At 30.7% G+C, this 16,601-nt stretch carries 9 protein-coding genes; 4 read left to right on the top strand and 5 right to left on the bottom strand.

Annotation, left to right across the window (positions count from 1 at the left end):
- Positions 1–69 precede the first annotated feature (69 nt).
- From OC535_RS00660 to OC535_RS00650, 3 genes are all read right to left on the bottom strand, one after another.
- Positions 70–2,376: a cation-translocating P-type ATPase gene (locus OC535_RS00660; RefSeq protein ID WP_498822912.1), complete on the bottom strand. Its 2,307-nt coding sequence runs from the start codon at positions 2,374–2,376 to the stop codon at positions 70–72.
- A gap of 165 nt (positions 2,377–2,541) precedes the next feature.
- Positions 2,542–3,711, bottom strand: a complete 1,170-nt coding sequence (locus tag OC535_RS00655) for an aminotransferase class I/II-fold pyridoxal phosphate-dependent enzyme (protein ID WP_498822911.1) — start codon at positions 3,709–3,711, stop codon at positions 2,542–2,544.
- A complete protein-coding gene (locus OC535_RS00650) occupies positions 3,711–4,202 on the bottom strand; it encodes an Lrp/AsnC family transcriptional regulator (RefSeq protein ID WP_024721942.1) in 492 nt (163 codons plus the stop codon). Before OC535_RS00650 ends, OC535_RS00655 begins: the two co-directional genes overlap by 1 nt.
- Positions 4,203–4,349: 147 nt before the next feature.
- Here OC535_RS00650 and OC535_RS00645 point away from each other — a divergent pair, with 147 nt between their 5' ends.
- The 3 genes from OC535_RS00645 (at position 4,350) to OC535_RS00635 (ending at position 7,357) form a co-directional block, all read left to right on the top strand.
- Entirely contained in the window at positions 4,350–5,381 is a 1,032-nt protein-coding gene (locus tag OC535_RS00645; protein WP_498822910.1) for a lactonase family protein, read from the top strand.
- Positions 5,382–5,408: 27 nt separating this feature from the next.
- Entirely contained in the window at positions 5,409–6,083 is a 675-nt protein-coding gene (locus tag OC535_RS00640) for a TIGR00266 family protein (protein WP_024721940.1), read from the top strand.
- 110 nt (positions 6,084–6,193) lie between these two features.
- Positions 6,194–7,357: a helix-turn-helix domain-containing protein gene (locus tag OC535_RS00635; protein ID WP_498822909.1), complete on the top strand. Its 1,164-nt coding sequence runs from the start codon at positions 6,194–6,196 to the stop codon at positions 7,355–7,357.
- Between the two features lie 76 nt (positions 7,358–7,433).
- Here OC535_RS00635 and OC535_RS00630 read toward each other — a convergent pair whose 3' ends face one another.
- Together OC535_RS00630 and fba are read right to left on the bottom strand one after the other, a co-directional pair.
- Positions 7,434–13,835, bottom strand: coding sequence for a glycoside hydrolase domain-containing protein (locus OC535_RS00630; protein ID WP_498822908.1), 6,402 nt, complete (start codon positions 13,833–13,835; stop codon positions 7,434–7,436).
- A gap of 358 nt (positions 13,836–14,193) precedes the next feature.
- On the bottom strand, positions 14,194–15,042 hold the full coding sequence (fba, locus tag OC535_RS00625; protein ID WP_498823075.1) for a class II fructose-1,6-bisphosphate aldolase: 849 nt from the start codon (positions 15,040–15,042) through the stop codon (positions 14,194–14,196).
- Positions 15,043–15,237: 195 nt separating this feature from the next.
- On the opposite strand from fba, the gene OC535_RS00620 reads away from it, so the two are divergent.
- Positions 15,238–16,560, top strand: a complete 1,323-nt coding sequence (locus OC535_RS00620) for a class II D-tagatose-bisphosphate aldolase, non-catalytic subunit (RefSeq protein ID WP_227052716.1) — start codon at positions 15,238–15,240, stop codon at positions 16,558–16,560.
- The last annotated feature ends 41 nt before the right edge of the window (positions 16,561–16,601 follow it).

Genomic DNA, 16,601 nt, shown 5'->3' with positions numbered 1-16,601 from the left:
AATTCGTGATTCGAGTTACCCCTATTATAACACCGAAATTTCGGTGTTATAATCAAAAAGTTAAAAAATTTATAAAAATTCCCTATTTTTTCTAATCATAAAATGAATTTTTCTTTCTATAAGCAAGCCAATCACTGCCCAGCCAAAGACCATTAAAAATAAGCTGATACTCATTTTAGCAAGATTTAAAGTTTCATAAAATAATAATACCGCACTACTAAAACCGCCTATCATAATAATACAAATTAAGAGTCTTAACTTTGTAAAAGGAAAGCAGGAACGAATTACTGCTGCCATTGAAATAATTCCTAAAACCAAATACATTAATGTTACAGATTCTAAATCATTTAATTTAAAAATCGGTGTTAACAACATAATTAAAATAAAAATAATAATAATGCTTATTGCACTACTAAAAGCCTTACTTAATACCTTAGGTAAAAAACATCCCCTTATTTTTCTAATATCTGATTCAAAAATCGTCATAAATGAAGGCATTGCTTCAATCAAAAGATCAATTAAAGTAATTTGTAAAGGAATAAACGGAAACTCTTTATTACAAATCACACAAAGCAAAGACAATAAAATCGTATAAATAGTTTTAATGAAAAAAACACCTGCCACTCTCGTAACATTATTTACAACTTTTCTTCCTTCCAATAAAACATCAGGTAAACAAGTAAAATCAGATTTTAATAATACAACTTGAGAAATTTGTTTAGAAGCATCACTCCCATTAGCAATAGCAATCGAACAATCTGCTTCCTTTAATGCTAACAAATCATTTACACCATCTCCTGTCATAGCAACCTGATGCCCTGATTCTTTTAAAGCCTTGACGATCAATTTCTTTTGATTAGGTGTAACACGACCAAAAACAGTATAATCTTGAACAATATTTTCTATTTCATCATCAGTAACTTTAGTCATATCGATTCCTTGTTGAAAATCTAAAACTCCAGCCTTTTTAGCGATTGCTGTAACTGTCTTAAGGTTATCCCCAGAAATTACTTTTATATTAATTCCTTCATGATGAAAATATTCTAAAGTTTCTTTAGTTTGATCTCTAATTGTATCTGATAAAACGATTATCATTAATGGCTTTAATTTAGGTAGTTTTGTTTCATTAATTTCCTTTGATGTATGTCCTACTCCAATAACCCGCATTCCTTGATCCATAAAAGTTTTTATTTCTTCTGGCAATTCATCTTGAATTATCTTTTCTACCGCTCCAACAACAACTGTCCCAATTTCTTTAAACTCTACAGCGCTCCATTTTCTCAATGAAGAAAAAGATATTTTATTTATACTTTCATACATATTATTTCTATTAAAATAATCATCTAAAGCTTGAAAAGTAGCATTATTATCATCACTCGCATTTAAATAAGAACCCATTAATTTTTCAATTTGACAATTTTCCAGTGAATCAAGTTTAAATACTTGTTCTACTTTCATCTTTCCATTCGTTATCGTGCCAGTTTTATCCAAACATAAGACATCAACATGTGCCAAAGTTTCTAAAGAATATAGATCTTGAATCAAAACATCTTTCTTCGCTAACCTTGTTATTCCATTAGCTAATGATACACTTGTAAGTAATACCAAACCTTTAGGCAACATCCCTAATAATCCAGCTGCTGAAAAAACAACGGCATTAAATAAAGTATCTTGTCTTAAATATAATGCTTCTATAAATAAAATAATTCCTAATGGTATGATCATAAAAGTGGTAAGCTTAGTAATCTTTTTCATTGAATCTATTAATTCTGAATTAGTTTCTTTGACTTTTTGAGCCTCTTTAACAAGTGCTGTAGCATAGTTATTATCCCCGGTACTAATAACTTGGGCATAACATTTACCAGATACTACACTACTACCTGATAATAATTTTGATCCAGCTGTTTTATTTATTGGATCAACTTCTCCGGTAAGAAGTGACTCATTAGCTTCAATCATCCCTTCAACAACGATTGCATCATTGCATACTTGGTTTCCACTTTCTAAAACTAGAATGTCGTCCATTACAACTTTACTAATATCAATAGTTTGTACTTTACTGTCGCGAATTACTGTTATTAGTGGTTTAGTAAGTATTGATAATTGATCGACCTGCTTTTTAGCTTTAATCTCCTGAATAATACCAATTATTGCATTACATACGATAATTGCCATAAAAATAGTATTAGACCAAGCTTTAACCATTACTAAAGCAATAAAAATTAAAAAATTAAGTAAATTAAATAATGTCCAAATATTTTCTTTAAATATTTGATAGTATGTTTTAGAAGCAGATTTGCTAGTGCCATTAACCAATCCCTCATCAATTCTTTCTTGAACTTGTTTGCTGCTAAGACCTATCTGATAATTTTCCATTATTACATACCTCCAAATTTTTACCTATTATAGTATAAATCTTTCTAGGATAATATTAACTTTACAAACACTTAACAATATTGTTAGCTATAATTTATACTGTAAACTTCTAAGTATGTAATCTTTTATTTTATAAACAAAAAGAATTAACAAAAATGTTAATTCCTATTTATTTAATTTATCTAAAAACTTCTTAATTCTTGAAGTTGCCTCTTTGATTTGTTCAATAGAATAAGCATAAGAGACTCTAATAAAGCCTTCTCCAGCTTCACCAAAAGCATTTCCAGGTACACATGCCACTAACTGATCTTTTAACAGCTCTTCGCAAAATTGCTCTGAAGTCATTCCTGTAGATTTAATACAAGGAAATACATAAAAAGCTCCTTGGGGTGTAAATGTATGCAATCCCATGTCATTGAATGCTTTAACAATATAATTACGTCTTAACATATAAGCCTGGCGCATCGCTTCGATTTCGTTATCACAATGACGCATTGCTTCAATAGCTCCATATTGTGCTCCGGTAGGTGCTGACATAATTACATATTGATGAATTTTGTTCATTGCTTTTGTTAAAACGTCATTAGCTAAAACATATCCTAAGCGCCATCCTGTCATAGCATATGCCTTTGAATAACCACTGACTAAAATAACTTGATCTTTGATTTCATCAAATGAAGCAATTGAACAGAATTTTTGTTCATAAGATAATTCAGCATAAATTTCATCAGTTATAACAATTATTTCATGTTTTTTAATAATTGGTACCAACTTAGCATAATCCTCTCTAGTCATAAAACCACCCGTAGGATTACTTGGATAATTTAATAAGATTGCTTTTGTTTTTGGTGTTATTGCAGCTTCTAAAAGTTCAGGTGTTAATTTAAACTCATTGTCTTCTTTAAGCTCAATATTAACGACCTTTCCACCAGCTAAGGCTACCCCAGGCGTATAAGCAACATAACTCGGTTGTAATAAAATTACTTCATCACCGGGATTGATCAATGCTCTAAAAGCTAGATCAATAGCTTCTGATCCCCCAACAGTAACAACACATTCTTTAGCATAATGATAGTCTAAATTAAATCTTCTTTTTTGATAACGACAAATTTCTTTTCTTAATTCAACTAAACCCTGGTTAGCTGTATAAAAAGTCTTCCCCTGTTCAATTGAATAAATTGCAGCTTCTCTGATTTTCCAAGGCGTATCAAAATCTGGTTCTCCTACCCCTAATGAAATAACCCCTTCCATTTCATTAGCTAAATCAAAGAATTTACGAATTCCACTTGGTGGAATTTTTTTTACTGTATCATTTAATACTTTATTAAAATCCATTATGGTGTTACCAATAATCTTTCTGCAGTTTCTTTATCGTCGTCATCAAAACTAATACCATTATTTTTATATTGCTTTAATACAAACATTGTTGCAGTACCAGTTACACCATCTAACGGTGCTAATTTAGAGGCAACAAAACGGGCTGCTTCTTGCATAGTATGTCCTTTAACAATCGCAACAAACTCAAAACTTCCACTTAATAAATACATCGTATCTACTTCAGGAAAAGCATAAATCTTTTTAGCAATACGATCATAACCATACTCTCTTTCAGGTGTAGCATTGATTTGAATCAATGCCATAACGTTATCTTTATTAGTACGATCCCAATTAATAATTGTGTGATAACCACAAATAACTTTATCCTTTTGCAACTGATCGATCGCTTTAACAACATTATCCTCACTTTCATTTAATGCCATGGCTAAATCTGTTACTTCCATTCGCGCATTATTATGAAGTAATGTCAATAATAAGTTTTCATCCATTTTTCTATCCTCCAATTTATTTTATTTATTATATAACATTTTATGTATAAGGTAAAGATTAAGCAGATATAGAATAATTTAAAAATCCAATGATATCGCTCACTTTATTTAATATTTGTGCTAAAATAAGATATAGGAGGTTCAAATATGCAAACATTTTATGTATCAAGTTATGGAAAAAATGATAATAAAGGAATATATATCGCTAATTTTAATGAAAATACAGAAGAATTTTCACTTGTACAACATATCATAACCAAAGATTATCCATTATATATGATCATTAAAAATAATATTTTATATATCGCCTATAAAAATGCTAGCCGTTCAAATACCGGCGGTGGACTAGGTAGTTTTTCTATTTATAAAGATGAATTGATCATTAATAACAATTATAACTCTAACGGTCGTTCTTATACCCATTTATGTATTAGCGATAATTCACGCTATCTTTTTGCAGCTAATTACCACGTCGGAGCTACCGCTTCATATTTATTAGAAAATTATTATATCAAAGAAAAAATCAGTGCTGTTCATCATACTGGTTTAGGTCCTGATTTACTTAAAAGACAAACAGGACCCCATTGTCATTATGTAGGAATTACACCAGATAAAGAATTTGTTTACGCAGTTGATTTAGGGGCTGATAAAATAATTATGTATACTTATCAAAACGGTAAATTAGAAGAAGCCTCAAATTATAACTTAAATATTGTTCCTGGTTCTGGTCCTCGACATATGATTTTTTCTCATGATGGACAATTTGCATATCTTGTCAATGAAATTTCTAATAACGTAATGGTTTTTAAATATCGTGATAAGTATTTTACATTAATTCAAGTAATCCATACTACACCTCATCATTTTCATGGCTTTTCTAGTGCTAGTGCAATTCGTTTGAGCAGCTCTGGTAAACATTTATTTGTTTCAAATCGTGGCCATGATAGTATCGTTTTATATCGAATTAATCAAGAAACCGGTAAATTAACACTATTATACATGGTTCATACAGGAAAAAATCCTCGGGATTTTAATATTATTAATGATAAATATCTAATCGTGGGCGCACAAGATGATAATGAAATCGAATTATTAACATTTAATGAAGAAAAAGAAGAATTAATACGGACAGCAAGTACCCTTACTATCCCAGCACCTATATGTATTGCAATTAAATAAAAACTTATATGTACAAGGAGGTACAATATGAATTATGAAATCAAAGGAGGAAATCTTCCTGTTGTCATTTGCCATCTAAAAAAAGGTGAATATATGCTCAGTGATAGTGGCGCAATGAGCTGGATGGATCCTGTAATGAAAATGGAAACAACAAGTGGCGGACTATCAAAAGCTTTTGGCAGAATGTTTAGCGGTGAAACTATTTTTCAAAATCAATATCAGGCTACTGAAGATGGAATGATAGCTTTTGCTTCATCTTTTCCAGGCAGTATAAAAGCCATTGAAGTAAATCCCGGCCATGAAATCATTGTACAAAAATCAGCATTTTTAGCTGGAAGTGAGAATATTGAAGTATCTGTATTCCTTAATAAAAAAATTTCTTCCGGTTTAATTGGTGGTGAAGGTTTCATTATGACAAAAATTAAAGGAACCGGCACAGTTTTTTTAGAAATTGATGGCTCAGCAATTGAATACGACCTATTACCTGGTCAACAGATGATCATTGACACAGGTTACTTGGCAATGATGGAAGCAACATGTACCATGGAAATCCAAAGTATAAAAGGTATCAAAAATAAATTACTAGGTGGTGAAGGTTTTTTTAACACCGTAATCACTGGTCCCGGTAAGATTATTTTACAAACTATGCCTATTAGTGCAGTAGCAATTAACTTAATCCCATTTCTACCTAACGGAAAATAATTATAATTTATTAATAATAATATTTGCAAAAATTGTAATAAAAAGTATATTATATATGTATATTTTAGTCATGTGTAATTAGATTAGCTAATTATACAAGGAGGTTTTCTATGATTAATAAAACATCAAGTATTGAATTTAAAAAATATGGCTCTACTTACGAAGATCATTTATCAGTTACAGACAACTTAATATGTAGAAAATTAAATACATCAGGAAGGGTTATTAGCCATATGTACTGTTTTTCATGTGCAGTATATATAGAACTTACTGAAGGAATCGCTTCTATTTTAATTGGTGATAGTTTAGATCCAGATAAATTAGAAACATTTGCTATTCATCGTTATTTAAAAATTGAAGCAAATAAGTATTTCAATATTATCCCTTTATCACAAGAAATTGAAAGTTACTTAATTACTCCTTCAAACTACAATTTAAAAACTGAATTTTTAAATCCTCCATACATTTATAAGCCAATTGTATCTAAATTAAAAATTGAAGAAATTCTTGGTTATTATTATGTAATTAAAAGTCCTAATTACCGTTTTAAAGGTGAAGCCCATAAGCATTACGAATTAACATATGTGGATCATGGTAGTCTTGATACAACAGTTGAAGGAACAACATATACATTAAATAATTATGATTTAATGCTATATGGACCAGAACAATTTCATACTCAACAAATCACAACTAACAAATCTTGTTCTTATTTAACTGTTATTTTTGATATGGAAATCATCGAAGATGATCTAATTCTCAATCGTATATTTCATTGTGATAATGAACTCCATAACATATTCAATAAATTTGTCAAAGCTAGTTCAAATTCATTACCATATTCTAAAACACTTATGCTTTGTTATTTACAAGAAATCATTATTTTATTGACCCAATATGATTTATCGATAGATCAAAAACATGTATCAACAGGATCAATGCAACATTTTCAAGATGAATTATTACATGAGATCTTAGATTACATGAATGAAATGATTACGGAACCTTTGACTATTGAAGAAATTTGTCATAAATTTTCTATTTCGCGCTCATCTTTACAAACTCTATTTAGAAGTAACTTAGAAATTTCACCTAAAAATTATATGGTCCAAATAAAATTACAAAAAAGTAAAGAACTCATTCGCGAAAATAAATATACAATTAGTGAAATAGCATTTATGCTGGGCTTTAGCTCAATTCATTATTTTTCTAGAACATTCAAACAACATTTTAATCTTACTCCAAGTGAATATGCTAAAAAAATATATAAATAAATTTATATACAGCTATAAAAAATACTTTTAAAGACACTAAACAAGGCTTACAGATGTAAGCCTTGTTTTATTATCTTTACTTATATCTTCTTTTTCTACTTTCATAGAATGCTAATGTTGCAAATGCTAATCCTGCAAGTGGATATAACATATTTGTCGTATCTCCAGTAGCTACACTTGCTGTTGTATCACCAGCTTTTACTGAATTACTTGCTTCTAATCCAGCCATTGCTTTAACTAATACTTCTTTAGCAGTATCTACTTCTTCCTGTGTTGCTTCTGGATCAGCTAATGTTGCTTTTGCTTCATTTAGCGCTTCCATCATTACTGACCATGTCTTAGCACTGTAATTTGTGGCATTTAATGTCTCAGCTTTGTTGATCAATCCTTGTAATAGATCCTTATTTGGAATTAATCTCAAGTCTAAGTATGCTCTGATCAATGCTTCATATGAGGCATCTACTGCTTCTTGTGTTGCATCTGCATCATCTAATACCGCTTTAGCATTTGCCATTGATTCAGCTAAGTTGGCAACACTTCCTTCTGTATATAGACTCTTATCTAAGCCATTTACTTTGTCATATACTTCTTGTAATCTTGTTTTATCAGCTCTTAAGACTAAGTTTGAGATTGCTTCTGTTAAATTATTTAACGCTTTGTTAACATCACTTTCTAAAGCATTTTTATCACTCATGACATCTCTAGCTGCATCTAAGGCTTCTTTAAATGCTGCCCATGAATCAGTTGTATAATTTCCTTCTTCATATTTTTTGGCTTCATTGATCAAGGCTTCTAAAGCACTCTTATCACCTTTTACAAATTCCAACATATGAATCGCGTTAGCTAAACGATAGAAAGCACTGTCAATCGTAGCTTGATTTGCACTAGTATCAGCTAAAACTGCTTCTGCATTAGCAAGTGCAGTTTCAAATTCTGTTACTACAGCAGGTACAACATTATCCAATGCCCCTTGAGCTTTTAAGGTATTTGCTGTATCTACAGCTATTTGTAATGCTGTTTTATCTATTGTTTGATCAATAAATTTTAAATCATTATAAGCTGCAATTAATGATTCTAAAGCTGCATTTATTTGAATCTGTTGAGAAACATTATCACAATTAACTGAGATTGCTTTGTCTAAGGCTACTTTAAACTTAGCAAAGCTTTCTTTCGTATAAAGACTACTATCAGTATTTTCTACTCCTACAATAAAATCATTTAAAGCTTCTCGATTTACTAAATTATTAGCATTTTCAATTTCACCTAATTTAAATTTAGCCTGTTTAATATAGCACAAATCGGTAGTAACTCCATTAGGCCAGCTCAATGAAAAATCTTTATCCCAATGACCATAGGAATCCATAATAAATGTTCCATCTTCTAAAACTACTACCCCTGCATAACCTGTATCACCCGATTTAGCATTATTTGACCAATCTTCAGCCAATAAAATGCGATATTCACCATCGTTTTGTTCCATTAAATCTTCATAAGTTCCTACCCATGCAATCCATTCACCACAAGTCCAATCATTTGAACCATCAAACTGATTATTACCATTTAAATCATATTTAATTTCTCTAAATGTAATTACTAAACGTCCACTAATTGGATCATATGCTGCCTTATGTCGTTCACCAGCTAACGATCCTGGTAAATCCATTGGTTTACTCCATGTTTCTCCTTCATCATCAGAATAAATCAGTGTAGATGGATTATTATGAGACTGACTTCTTGCAAGACCTATTATTTGTTTTCCATCTGGTGATCTAAACATACCAATTTCACACATTTGATAAGTTGATTCAATTGAACGATATTCATTTAAATAAGGAACTGGATCAGTCCATTGTTCATTACCATTTTCATCAAATGTTAAATAGGTTTTAAAGTTTACATAACTATAATTATGATAAACACCCATCCATTTTTGAATATAATTTCCATCTTCATCTTTTAATTGAACTAAACTTGCCATTGCAACTATTGCATCATTATCAGCATTATCATAACTTCTTCTTGAATACCAGTGATTATATTCATTCCATGTCTCACCATTATCATCAGAATAACTTGTATTCCATCCATATTGATTACCATCATTATCACTACCCCAACCTGGGCAAGCTGTAATCAATAAGATTCTTTCAGTCCCATCAGCTAAATTCAAAATATATATAGTTGGTGTCTCCTGAGAACCAGTCCATGATGAAGGTGTATCTGTTTTTTCTGTCCATGTTTCCCCATCATCATCACTAATTTGCATGATCAATGGTCCTTTTCCATGTCCCTTTGGATATGCTGTAATTAATCTACCTGATTTAGTGCGCACCATATCTGGTTGTCCTAAATATTGCCGATCAGTATTAGGTGCTTTTTCAATATCAGATAAATTATCTTCTGATAGTTGGTACATAGGTATTTTACTTGTAATCGAAATATTTTTATTTACTGTAATTAATATTTCATCCCTATATCCACCAGCTTTATTCTCAACAATAATTTTTGCTGTTCCTCTTTTTAACGCTGTAACTATTCCCTGCTCATTTACAGAGGCAACTTGTGAATTACTTGAAGTATATGTAATAGTCTTATCATCATTATCACTAATTAAATTAGTTTGAATTTGATAAGTATCATTAATAAACATTGTCTTACTAGTTTCTGTTAAATTTAAACCGTTTAATAACATATTGGCATTAACTTCACTAGCATTCAATACTCGATTATATACTTTAATCTCATCAATATATCCAGTAAATCCAGTACCACCAATAATATCTAATGGCAGTAACGCTTTATTTGTTTTAGTCCAAGCATTAGTATTTACTAAATTACCATTTACATACATTGATAAACCTGTACTTTTACTCTGAGTCCATGTGACATTATACCATTCATTTTGATTAAAATTATATGTAAAAGTTAATACATCACCACTATTTTTACCAACATGATAACCTGCACTGCGATTACTAGCTAATTTCAAATCAAATGAATAATCTTTATTTGCGTCCATTAAAATTGAAATACGATCAGTAATAGGGGCAGTAGATTTTACCCAATAACTTATCGACCAAGAATCATTTTCTCCAATTCCAGAATCACTATTAAATGTTACATTTCTATTTTCTTCTTCAATATACAAAGCATTACCAGATTTGCCCTCAGCAAAACCAGCCCCATTCACTATACCATTTCTACTACCCCAATTATCTGTCGCATCATTATTATCAAATGAATAATAAGCCACTCGAGCACTTTCTTCAATTTGAGGTGCAGTAACTGTAACTGTAATACTGTCTTTTTTAGTTGGATCTTGATTTGATATTGCTGTAATAACGGCACTACCCATACCATTTGCACTAATTAATCCACTATCTGATGCACTAATAATATTTGAATTTGAACTATGCCAATCAATTTTTGTATTAAGTACATTTGATGGATTTACAGTTGCATGTAATTGTTTTGAATTTCCAAGAGCAAGTTGTAAATCATTTTCCAAAATATCTACCGATGATACCTCATCTGTCCCATTTTCTTTTAAAATTAAATATTTTTCTGTTAAAGCATCAAGATCATTTTTAAATGTGTTCATTTCTTGTGCTAATTTTGTAACATTTGCTTTACTTAAATATTGTCTACTGGTATTAGCTGTTAATGTCAATTTTGCATACATAGCATCAACATCATTTTGTAATCCAGGAATCCTAGCTACCATCTGTTTAATTTTATTAACATCCCGCATTCCTTGACCCATTCTTTCCAAACGAACTGAACTCTTAGAAATTGGATTTTTAGCATCTTTCAAATCCGGATAGATCAAAAAGCAATCACCAGGCTCAAAAGAATTATGCGTAGTATCATTTAATGGATCCACTACCCAAGCATCATATGCCCAGCGAAGGAACCCAGCAGTCTCTTGACCGGCATTAATAATTGACCAATAACTTTCAACAGGTGCACTTAAAGAGAAATTACCAGGTTGATGTTCTGTACATGAATATAAAGTTGTTTTATAACCTAAGGCTTCACGTTCTTTAACCAACTTTGAAAATTCTGCTGGATGTGCATCAGCAGCCGTATCACCGACATTTAAATCAGTAACTCTTAATGCTAAATCATGCTTATTTACAAATCCGTCCATAGCCCCCGCAGTTTTTAAAGGCTGATCATGGATATTTCTTACTGAATCAATTAAATCAAAAGCGGCACTACTGAATCCTCTTTCATCAATTCCAATATAAGATTCATCAAACCATCCTTTTTCCATTAAATGATCTATAAGTTTTCTTAAAAAATCTGTCCATACTTGATTATAACGTGTATTCCCTACGGTATATCTTTCATAAACAAGTTGATTATTTTCCCAATATGTAAATGAATTATGCCATGGTGCGATACTATATAATACTATTTTATCACCAATACCTAAATCTTTATTAAATTGTACCCATTTATCAAAATCAGTAAAATCATATGTAAAACTGCCATTAGCCTCTTTTGTCCATTTAATCATTGAAGGATAATGTACATCATTTGCACTATATGTTTGACCAGCCCATGCTTCTTCACTAATCGTTGTTGTAATTGCATGTCCGCCAATACTTTTATAAATTTCCATTCCTGAACGCATAATATTTAAATGTTCTTCAGAAAATGGTTCAACACCATAATATTCTGCTGAATTATATGGATATTGCCACAATTCAATATCAAAAGTATTTTTAAAAGTTGAAGCATCATTTAAAATTTCATCTTGAACATTTACAACATATGTAAATTCTAATGGTGTATCTAAACCATCTGCATTTACTGTTATGGTTGTCTGATAAGTTCCTGCTTTGGCATCACTAGGTATTACAAATTCTACCCAAACTGGTTGAACCTTATTAAACTCAATATCAATAGGACTGCTTTGATATAAGATATCAGAACTTTCTGAACGATTCGCACCATTATCAGCTGGAATTTCACGATTTGGATCACCATAACCCAAATATGCTCCATTATAAGCTTTTGTAGATTTAATAAAAGTTGTTTTTATATTTTCTTTACCAATAACATTTTCACCATCTACAAGATCTTCTGTTGTAAGAGTAACATTTTTCAATCGACAATCTTTAGATATTAAGGCAATTTCTGAAATTGCTTTATCATTTTTCCATGCTGTTAATTCTTTAGAAATGGTACCCATTTCCTTAACTTCATTATAACGATCTTGCGTATACTGGGTATCTGTATCAACAATACTGCCACCCATATTAGCTGCTGCTTCAGTTACTGTAACAGTTACTATTTTAGTAATATTAAATTTAGGTAAATAAACAGTAATCGTCGCTGCTCCTTTACCTTTTGCGCTAATTAAACCATCTTCATCAACACTAGCGACTTCAGTATTATCCGAAATATATTCTACTTCATTTACAGTTGCATAATCAGGAGAAACAATATAATCAATTTGTTGCTTTGCTCCTTCTATCAATTTATATGAAGATGAATCTAATATAATATCTTCAACAGCATATGGTGCGTGATATACAACAACCTGTGCACAATCAATTAATGTATTAGTCGAATTTGTATCTTTTTTCCCTGTAGCTACAGCTTTAAAAGTATGTGCTCCTTCTTCTAAACCATCAATCGATGTTATAAAAGTAGAGTTAATATTACTTGAATTATATAAACTATATTCGCCAACTTCTCTACCATCTATATAATATTTTACCAGTCCCATGGGATGATTTTTCCCCGCATAAATATCGATTTTATGTCCGATAAAATCAACTTGATACCATATCTTACTAGGATCGTCAGTTGATGGTGTATCAGACCAAATATGTTCGCTATTTCCACCTGCAGACCAACCTGTATCAGAGAAAGTAAATTTATTTGTTGTTCCCGTAGTTTTAGTATGTGGAATGATAGTCTTTTCAACTTCATTCATAGTTGAACCAAAAACTTTGGCATAACTAATTTGCAATCCTTTTTGATTACCATCATTTGGTAAAGTCACAGTTACTGTATGCTCACCATATACTAAATCCTTTCGTGAATAAAGAACTGTTTCTTTTTTACCTGTTGTATCAATTGCAATAGTTTGTGCTTCTTCATCATCCATTTGAAATGTATTTTTATCTGAACCAGTAGGAGTAATCCCAATCAATTCTACTCCTGTACCTTTAAAAGTAAAACTATATAAATGTTTGCTAGCTTCAGTATTATCAGCCGTCCATACCCAATGTTGAGTCTTTAACTCGTCACTGCCATAATTTGCATCGCTGCTCGACCAGCCTACAACACCGTTTTCATCAGTACCAGCAGAATAAGTAAAATAATTTTCTTCTGTATTTGAAACAACTGTATCATCAACAATCAAATAATCTTCATTTGCTGATAATGGTGATAAAAACGGAATTATCATATTCAAAACCATAAAAAAACAAAGTCCTAATTTTAAAAATCTATGTTTCATATCCTTTCCCCTTTCTAAAATTTATCATTTTTATAAAATTAGATTTAAATCCCATCTTAAATGAATGATCACAATATTAATAGTACCATTAATATTAAAATTTTTATTTATAAAAAATTATTGTCTATTTTTAAATTATTACTACTTAAATCTACAAATATCTTCTATTATCTAATCATAAATCTTAAAAACTTGTAGCTCCTTATATTTTTTCATAATTACTCTATCCTCAATACCAAATTCTTCAAAGCTGTTTCATCCATACTCTTTATATACTAGCTCTATATCTACAAATTAGAGTCGCAAATAAAAAAAGTCAGTCATCAATGACTAACTTTTTATTTATCCTTATAAATATCTAGGCTTTATTCACACTACCAACAACATGCATTTTAGACATTACATATTTTTTTACTTCTTCGCGTCCTACTGCACAATATTTTTTTGGATCAATAGCATCTGGATTTTGTGCTAGATATTCTTTAACTCCTTTTGAAAAAGCAATTCTCAAATCTGTTGCATAATTTACTTTACAAATACCTCGTCTTACACATTCACTAACTGTTTCATCAGGAACTCCTGAAGTACCATGTAATACTAAAGGGATTGAAACTACCTCTTTAATTTCACTAAGACGATTTAAATCTAATTTAGGTTCTCCTTTGTACACACCATGGGCTGTTCCAATAGCCACTGCAAGTGAACCTACTCCAGTTCTTTCTACAAACTCTTTTGCCTCTAATGGATCAGTATATCCACCATCACCACCATCTAAATCATCTTCTTTACCGCCAACTTTACCTAATTCTGCTTCAACACTTACTCCAGAAGGATTACAAGCATCAACAACTGCTTTTGTAACCTTAATGTTATCCTCAAATGCTTCATGTGAACCATCGATCATAATAGAAGTATATCCAACTCTTAAAGCCTGCATTGCAAGTTCAAAACTATTTCCATGATCTAAATGAATTGCAACCGGTACACTAGCATTTTGAGCAGCAACTTTTGCATTAGCATAAAAATAATCTAAGCTCGCATATTTAACTGTTGATGGTGTTGTTTGCATAATAACTGGTGATTTTAATTCTTCTGCAGCTGCAACAACTGCCATAACCATCTCCATATTTTCTACGTTAAAAGCTCCAATTGCATATTTATTTTTTTGAGCATCTAATAAAATTTCTTTAGTTGTAACTAATGGCATATTTCCTTCCTCTTTTCTATTAATTTCTTCTTCGATTATAACACAATTTTCATATTTGTAATAATAATTTGCTAAGTTATTTAACATATCCTAACTTGATTTTAAATCTATCTAAAAAGTGCAAAATATTTTTTAACAATTATAAATACTATTTAAACGATAATTGTTATTATAATGACGAAAGGAGATAAAACTATGAATAATAATCCATTAAAAAAACTTGTAACTCTTCAAAAAGAAGGCAAAGCTGTTGGAATTTACTCAGCATGTAGTGCTAATAAATATGTAATTGAAGCTACTTTAAAACGTGGTAAACAAGATAATTCATGTGTATTAATTGAAAGCACTGCTAATCAATGTGATCAAAATGGTGGATACACAGGTATGACACCATTAGACTTTAAAAATTTTGTTTTAAAGATTGCTGAAGAAGTAGGTTTTGACAAACATAAATTATTCCTTGGTGGAGATCATTTGGGACCTCTTACATGGACTGATCTTAATGAAGATGAAGCAATGAAAAATGCAACTGAATTGATTAAACATTATGTAGGCGCAGGATTTACTAAAATTCACATCGATACAAGTATGAAAGTTAATGATGATGATCCAGATACTCGTTTAAGTGATGAAACTATCGCTAGACGTGGTGCTTATTTAGCTAAAGTAGCTCAAGATACTTATGCTAAACTATTAGAAGAAGATCCTGAAGCAATTGCTCCTATCTATATCGTTGGTAGTGAAGTACCAATTCCTGGTGGAGCTGTTGGTAGCGAAGATAATGGTGTTGCAGTAACAAAAGTAGAAGATTTTAAAGCTACTGTTGCAACATTTGAAAAAGCATTTTTAGATAATGATTTACAAGATGCCTGGGATAATGTTATTGCAGTTGTAGTACAGCCTGGTGTTGAAGAAAAAGATTCTGGATGTACTGAATATGATCGTGAAAAAGCTAAAGAATTAATGGCTTCGATCAAAGATTATCCTAATTTAATTTTTGAAGGTCATTCTACTGATTATCAAACAAAAATTAAGTTAAAAGAATTAGTTGAAGATGGTGTTGGTATCTTGAAAGTAGGACCTGGTTTAACATTTGCTATGCGCGAAGCTTTATTTGCATTAGCTCATATTGAAAAAGAACTTTTATATGGTACAGATGTAAAAACAAGCGATTTAATAGAAGTTTTAGATAAAGCAATGTTAAGCGATGATAAATACTGGAAAAAACATTATCAAGGTACAGAGTTAGAAATTCGTTTAAAACGTAAATATTCTTTCTCAGATCGTTGTCGTTATTACATGCCTCTGCCAGATGTAAATGATGCGATCAACACATTGATCAGTAATTTGAATACTTATGGAATTCCATTAAATCTTTTAAGCCAATTTATGCCAATTCAATATACAAAAGTGCGTGAAGGATTACTTGAGAATAATCCTGAAGCATTAATTATCGATCGTATCATCAATACTATCGATGAATATTTATATGCAACTAACCAAAGTGAACTATTATAATAAAACTCATTCCTTATAACAATTAACAAATTTATCAATAA

The sequence above is a fragment of the Clostridium sp. Marseille-Q5894 genome (assembly GCF_946902305.1).
Classification (GTDB): Bacteria; Bacillota_I; Bacilli_A; order Erysipelotrichales; family Coprobacillaceae; genus Thomasclavelia.
This window is presented reverse-complemented; position numbering and strand designations above follow the sequence as displayed.

Coding starts and splice junctions, on each gene's coding strand:
- OC535_RS00620 (WP_227052716.1), top strand. CDS start 15,238: ATGAATAATAATCCATTAAAAAAACTTGTAACTCTTCAAAAAGAAGGC.
- OC535_RS00640 (WP_024721940.1), top strand. CDS start 5,409: ATGAATTATGAAATCAAAGGAGGAAATCTTCCTGTTGTCATTTGCCAT.
- OC535_RS00660 (WP_498822912.1), bottom strand. CDS start 2,376: ATGGAAAATTATCAGATAGGTCTTAGCAGCAAACAAGTTCAAGAAAGA.
- OC535_RS00645 (WP_498822910.1), top strand. CDS start 4,350: ATGCAAACATTTTATGTATCAAGTTATGGAAAAAATGATAATAAAGGA.
- OC535_RS00650 (WP_024721942.1), bottom strand. CDS start 4,202: ATGGATGAAAACTTATTATTGACATTACTTCATAATAATGCGCGAATG.
- OC535_RS00655 (WP_498822911.1), bottom strand. CDS start 3,711: ATGGATTTTAATAAAGTATTAAATGATACAGTAAAAAAAATTCCACCA.
- OC535_RS00635 (WP_498822909.1), top strand. CDS start 6,194: ATGATTAATAAAACATCAAGTATTGAATTTAAAAAATATGGCTCTACT.
- fba (WP_498823075.1), bottom strand. CDS start 15,042: ATGCCATTAGTTACAACTAAAGAAATTTTATTAGATGCTCAAAAAAAT.
- OC535_RS00630 (WP_498822908.1), bottom strand. CDS start 13,835: ATGAAACATAGATTTTTAAAATTAGGACTTTGTTTTTTTATGGTTTTG.